The sequence below is a fragment of the Vibrio sp. 10N.261.52.A1 genome (assembly GCF_002876325.1).
Classification (GTDB): Bacteria; Pseudomonadota; Gammaproteobacteria; order Enterobacterales; family Vibrionaceae; genus Vibrio; species Vibrio chagasii.
Genome location: NZ_MCYD01001418.1, coordinates 1 through 4,874, shown reverse-complemented (window position 1 = coordinate 4,874; position 4,874 = coordinate 1). Strand labels below are relative to the sequence as shown.

General features: G+C 43.8%; 5 protein-coding genes. 3 read left to right on the top strand and 2 right to left on the bottom strand.

Translation table 11 applies throughout. The features are described 5' to 3' along the window. Nucleotides 1–173: 173 nt before the first annotated feature. Complete coding sequence (locus BCT81_RS28655) at nt 174–497, bottom strand: winged helix-turn-helix domain-containing protein (protein WP_102426632.1); 324 nt, start codon at nt 495–497, stop codon at nt 174–176. A gap of 545 nt (nt 498–1,042) precedes the next feature. Between BCT81_RS28655 and BCT81_RS28650 the strand changes: the two genes are divergently transcribed. Further along, nucleotides 1,043–1,693, top strand: a complete 651-nt coding sequence (locus BCT81_RS28650; protein WP_102426631.1) for a porin family protein — start codon at nt 1,043–1,045, stop codon at nt 1,691–1,693. A gap of 115 nt (nt 1,694–1,808) precedes the next feature. On the opposite strand, the gene BCT81_RS28645 is transcribed toward BCT81_RS28650, so the two are convergent. Beyond that, complete coding sequence (locus tag BCT81_RS28645) at nt 1,809–2,852, bottom strand: endonuclease/exonuclease/phosphatase family protein (RefSeq protein WP_102426630.1); 1,044 nt, start codon at nt 2,850–2,852, stop codon at nt 1,809–1,811. Between the two features lie 192 nt (nt 2,853–3,044). Between BCT81_RS28645 and bla the strand changes: the two genes are divergently transcribed. Together bla and BCT81_RS28635 are read left to right on the top strand one after the other, a co-directional pair. Beyond that, nucleotides 3,045–3,908, top strand: coding sequence for a class A beta-lactamase (gene bla / locus BCT81_RS28640; RefSeq protein WP_102426629.1), 864 nt, complete (start codon nt 3,045–3,047; stop codon nt 3,906–3,908). Nucleotides 3,909–4,152: 244 nt separating this feature from the next. After that, nucleotides 4,153–4,874: ABC transporter substrate-binding protein (locus tag BCT81_RS28635; RefSeq protein ID WP_241908293.1), on the top strand; the 722-nt coding region annotated here is incomplete at its 3' end.

The window sequence follows — 4,874 nt, the reverse complement described above, 5'->3', positions numbered from 1 at the left end:
CATCGAAACGTTTCGATGAGGCGTTTTTTGGTGATCTCAATCACCGTGATTGATTGCATAAATTCGCGGGAAGTAGGGGGCTAGGTTCGTTTTTGTGGAGCCCGAACGTTGGCAAAACTAGGAACAGGTTTACTCGATGTGTGGCTTTACCGTTGGCTCGAATAGGGCAAAGCCTAAACGAGTTCACCTTCTTTTATTGATAGAGCGTAACCAAACTTGGTGACTGTGAGAATTTGGATATGAGGCGTTCTTAAGCGAGCGAATACGTTACGCAGGTTATAAATAACGTTAGCTAGGGCGTGAGGTGATGAGAGCTCTCCCTCCCAGCACTCATCAATAATATGTTCTTTAGTGATTGGCTCTCCTACGTTCTCTACTAGTAGACAGAGCACAGCCAATAACTGGGGGCGTAATGCAATACGGTTACCTTGCTGATTGGTAATCGTTCGAGAGTTGGTATCAATGAGTAGGCCGCTGAAGTTTATGGTGTGGTTCATCGTATTTATGTTCATTTGTTCGAATAGAAAAGATTGGTTTATGACTTGTTGTGCATCGAAAGTGAGCAATCGAAGCGCGCGGATTATGCAAAATCAGACCTCTCTTGAAAGTAAGCGCACGTAAGCCACGCGAGAAAAAATATAAAAAACCGTTGGTTTGAAAATGGATGTGGGATTTTTCGCGAAAAGTGAAGATGTTTTATTTCTTTGTTATTCAGTTGGTTATTTGTTTTTACTGATTGAGTTGTTCGAAGTTACTAAGTGATTATATTTTTATTTATTTTTTTGTTTTCTGTGAGCGTAATCTGCTCGCCAATTCGACGGGGTGTCGGATAACTCCGTACTAGATTCTTGCTACTTAGGCGCAACATACAACTTCTAAGTTTCACACTTTGTTAAACGGTAAATCGATTTCGAAATGGGGCGTCGGTTGGCTCAACCCGTTTGGCTAAAGTGGAAAGCTGCCGCAATAGTCGGCAGCTTTTTTATACATTGACCAACGCGAAATTAAAGCTGTTGGCTTAAAGACTCAAGGTAACATGAAGATGAATAAATCTATATTAAGTGCAGTATTGCTTCTGTCGTCATTTACAATTCATACGGCATCAGCCTCGGTATTGGATAGCGGCTTTTATCTAGGTGGCGCAATAGGTTCGTCAGACATTGATGATGACGGCTTAGTATCTAAAAGTAATTCAGCTAAAACAGCGACATTTGAAGCGAAAGATAACGCTTATCGTATTATGGCTGGCTATAAGTTTAATCGTATTGCTTCTATTGAGGCTCAATACACAGATTACGGTGACGTAGTCGCACACAACGCGAAAGTAAACTTTGCTCGCTCTTACAATTTCAGTTGGGCACCAAAGGTTATTTCTTTGAGCGCAAATCTTGGTTACACGTTCGATAACGGATTACGTCCTTTTGGTGTAGTTGGTTTGTCTAGCACCGACTTAGATTCTAAGGAGGGAAGATACAGTCTTTCTCAGCTCAAGTCTGATGCAGATACCGGGGCTCGTGTGGGCTTTGGCTTAGAGTACACACCGCCAAAAGCACTGGCTTTCACTATGCGTTTAGGATATGAAGCAGATGTGTTTGATGCTGAAATTAACGAGGCAAGGTTGGGAACAAACAAGACTTATAAAAAGACAGTGATCTTGGACTCTTTCTACTTAGGCGCGATGTACACCTTTTAATATTTTTCGTTTTGCCCAAGAACAGGTCCATTTCTAAATGGGGCGTCGGTTGGCTAAACCCGCTTGGCTAGGCTAAAAAGCCGCAGTGTTTGACTGCGGCTTTTCTATGTCTAACTTAGGCCTCGCGGATATGAGCGGTGACGGAAACGACAGCGTGATCGGTACTGAATTGGTCGTGTTCGAAGCTTGGGTTAATCAGGTGATGATCGAGCACGGTGTAGTGTGATATTTCCATCAAACTTGAGGAGTTCTGGCAGTCAAATTCGTTCGACATCAATATGTAGTCCAAGACTGAGCCTGATGCGCCGTAATAGTGAGTTGGTTTACGTTGTTCGAGCAAGTCTTCTTCGTGTAATTGATGGTAGAGATCCCAACTGTCTCTCAATCTAAAGTGTGAAAGCCAATGTTGGCTGGTTTCATCTCGATTCAACGAATAGCTCAACAGCCCTCTGAACTCATCGTTAAATAGGGGCTTGTTAAAGTCGCCCATCAACACAACGGGTTGGTCGGTGAGATAGCGTTGATTGGTAATGTATTGGTGTAGCAATTGAGCTTCTAGGCCGCGTTGAACACTCGATAGCCAAGAACCTAGTTGTTCCTGGTGAAGTTTAATCAGTGTATCGCTTTGTAGCTTTTGCTCTGCTGAACTGTCGCTGGTTTTTATCGGCTCGACTTTGGGCTCTGTTGGGCGTTGTGACTTAAAGTGCACGACATAACAATCGGTTGAGCCTAAGTGAGGTAATTCAATGGTGGCGTGAACAGGTGTTCGGTTGAATGAAAAATTGTCACCAAGGTTAAAGGCGGCAAGTAAGCTCGAATCCGGTGTGACTGGCTGAACACTTTCAATCGGGTAACGGGAAGCAATGCCCACTACAGGGCAGGTGTATAGGTAATCATCTTCGACGTGTGCGCTATCGACCACAGCAAAGTAGGGGTAACCGAGCTCATTCATTAGCTGTTCTATAGATTCTGGGCTAAAGATCTCTTGGAAGCCGATCACATCGCAATCTGTTGAGCGAATCGCCTCAGCAATCCAATGTTGTTTCTTCTGCCATTCGTCGAAGCTGTAGATGTTCTCAAAATCATAATAAGCGTTCGGTGGCTCAAGGTAGTTCAAAAGGTTGAACGTTGAGAAGGTTACTTGGTTTGGTTTGTTCAAGGTTGAATCCTATTGAAATTGCTCCTTTAAGGATATCTAAAATATGGAGATATTGTTCGGATTTAGTCAGTTATTTTCATTTGATCTAGCGAAGGTCGCCGCTTTCTGCTTAGATTCTCCCCATTCGATACGGTTAAGGTGTCGTGTTTAATTTTCTCTACGATCAATCGGTCGTTTTCTAATGGTTTCACTATGAAAAAATATACCTCTCTCGCTCTTGTATTGTTGAGCACCTTTTTCTCTACATCGTCATTGAGTCAATCCCTTACGCCTGAATCGATTGAGCAAATTGAATCTCGTGTTTCGGCACGTATTGGTGTGGCTGTCTATGATTCGGCGACCAAGAAAGCGTGGAGCTACAAGGGCGACGAACGTTTCCCGATGATGAGTACCTTCAAAACTCTGGCTTGTGCGAACCTTCTTTATGATGCTGAAAACAAAGGGCTGGATTTGGATTCACAGGTCAATATTAAGTCTGAAGACCTCATTGTTTGGTCTCCGGTGACTAAAGAGCTAGTCGATAAAGGTATTTCACTTAGAGATGCGTGTAGCGCAACCATGACGATGAGTGACAATACCGCGGCAAATATTGTGTTAGGTGGAATAGATGGGCCCAATGGCTTAACTCAGTTCCTGCGTTCTATTGGAGACAGCAATACTCGTCTTGACCATTTAGAGCCAGAATTGAATCATGCTCGACCAGATGATGCGCGCGATACCACAACACCAAAAAGCATTGTGATGACGTTGAATAAGTTGATGTATGGCGATACGTTGTCACAAGCGTCCAAATCGACGTTAAAAGGCTGGATGATGGGCAATAAAGTGTCTGACGGAATGTTTCGTTCTATCTTGCCTAGTGGTTGGAATATTGCGGATAGATCAGGGGCGGGCGCTTATGGTTCTCGCGCAATTACGGCTATCGTGTGGAGTGAACATAGAGCTCCGTTGATCATCAGCGTCGCTCTTACAGAAACTGAATTCACTCTCCAACAACGTGACAAGGTGATCAACGAAGTGGGTCAACTTATCTTTGACGCGTATCTGGTGCAGTAGTTAATAGTACAGTAATCCTACACAATCACGTGCTAGCCACAGGTTCAGCCATAGCGCTAGCGCGTGATATTTCTTAGAACAGTCCCGAGTAATTTGTAAATAAAGCGTAAGACTTATGGTGCTGATGGTTTTATTAGTTATTACATGATGTTAGATTTGATTCTATACTTGTTTTAACGGCATGCATTCAAAGCCGACAAATCAAGCTGAATATTGAATTCATGACATTTGAAGGGAGAGTCAAATGGGAACAGATCTTCGACGCAAGGCCTCGCAGCGCACTCAGTTTTTCAGGTTAAAGTTAGCCTCATGTGCAGTTATGCTGCCGCTTATTGCTCTACAACCCTCCATTACTTACGCATCCGATACCGAATCCACTCCCGCCGTCACCGTTATTGAAACCACACAACTGGTTGGTTTTGGTGAAGCAAAATACCCAGCCGATTTTACTCACTTCGATTACGTTAACCCGAATGCGCCTAAATTCGGCAAAGTGACCTACGGCAGCATTGGTACCTACGATAGCTTTAATCGATTCGGTTCACGCGGCGTTGCCGCCAGCTATTCCGGTGAAATTTACGATACCTTGATGTTTTCACCGAGTGATGAAATTGATGCTTACTATCCATTGATTGCTTCTAAAGTTCGTTATGCGAGTGATTTCTCTTGGATGGAAATCGATATCAACCCGAATGCTAAATTCCATGATGGGCAACCTATTACGGCCCATGATGTGGCGTTTACCTTCATGAAGTTTTCGACAGAAGGTGTGCCTCAATACCGTGTGTATTACAAAGACATCGAATCCGTTACCGCGGTTTCTGATTTGGTTGTTCGTATCGAGATGAATAATCCGAACCGTGAGAAGTTGTTTAGCTTTGCGCAAAGCACTCGCGTGTTACCGAAGCATTTCTGGAAAGACAGAAAACTCTCTGAGCCGCTAAGTGAACCGCCAGTCGGCAGCGG

What these genes read in the sequence shown, in the direction of transcription:
- BCT81_RS28655 (WP_102426632.1), bottom strand. Translation starts at nt 497, where the DNA reads ATGAACCACACCATAAACTTCAGCGGCCTACTCATTGATACCAACTCT.
- BCT81_RS28650 (WP_102426631.1), top strand. Translation starts at nt 1,043, where the DNA reads ATGAATAAATCTATATTAAGTGCAGTATTGCTTCTGTCGTCATTTACA.
- bla (WP_102426629.1), top strand. Translation starts at nt 3,045, where the DNA reads ATGAAAAAATATACCTCTCTCGCTCTTGTATTGTTGAGCACCTTTTTC.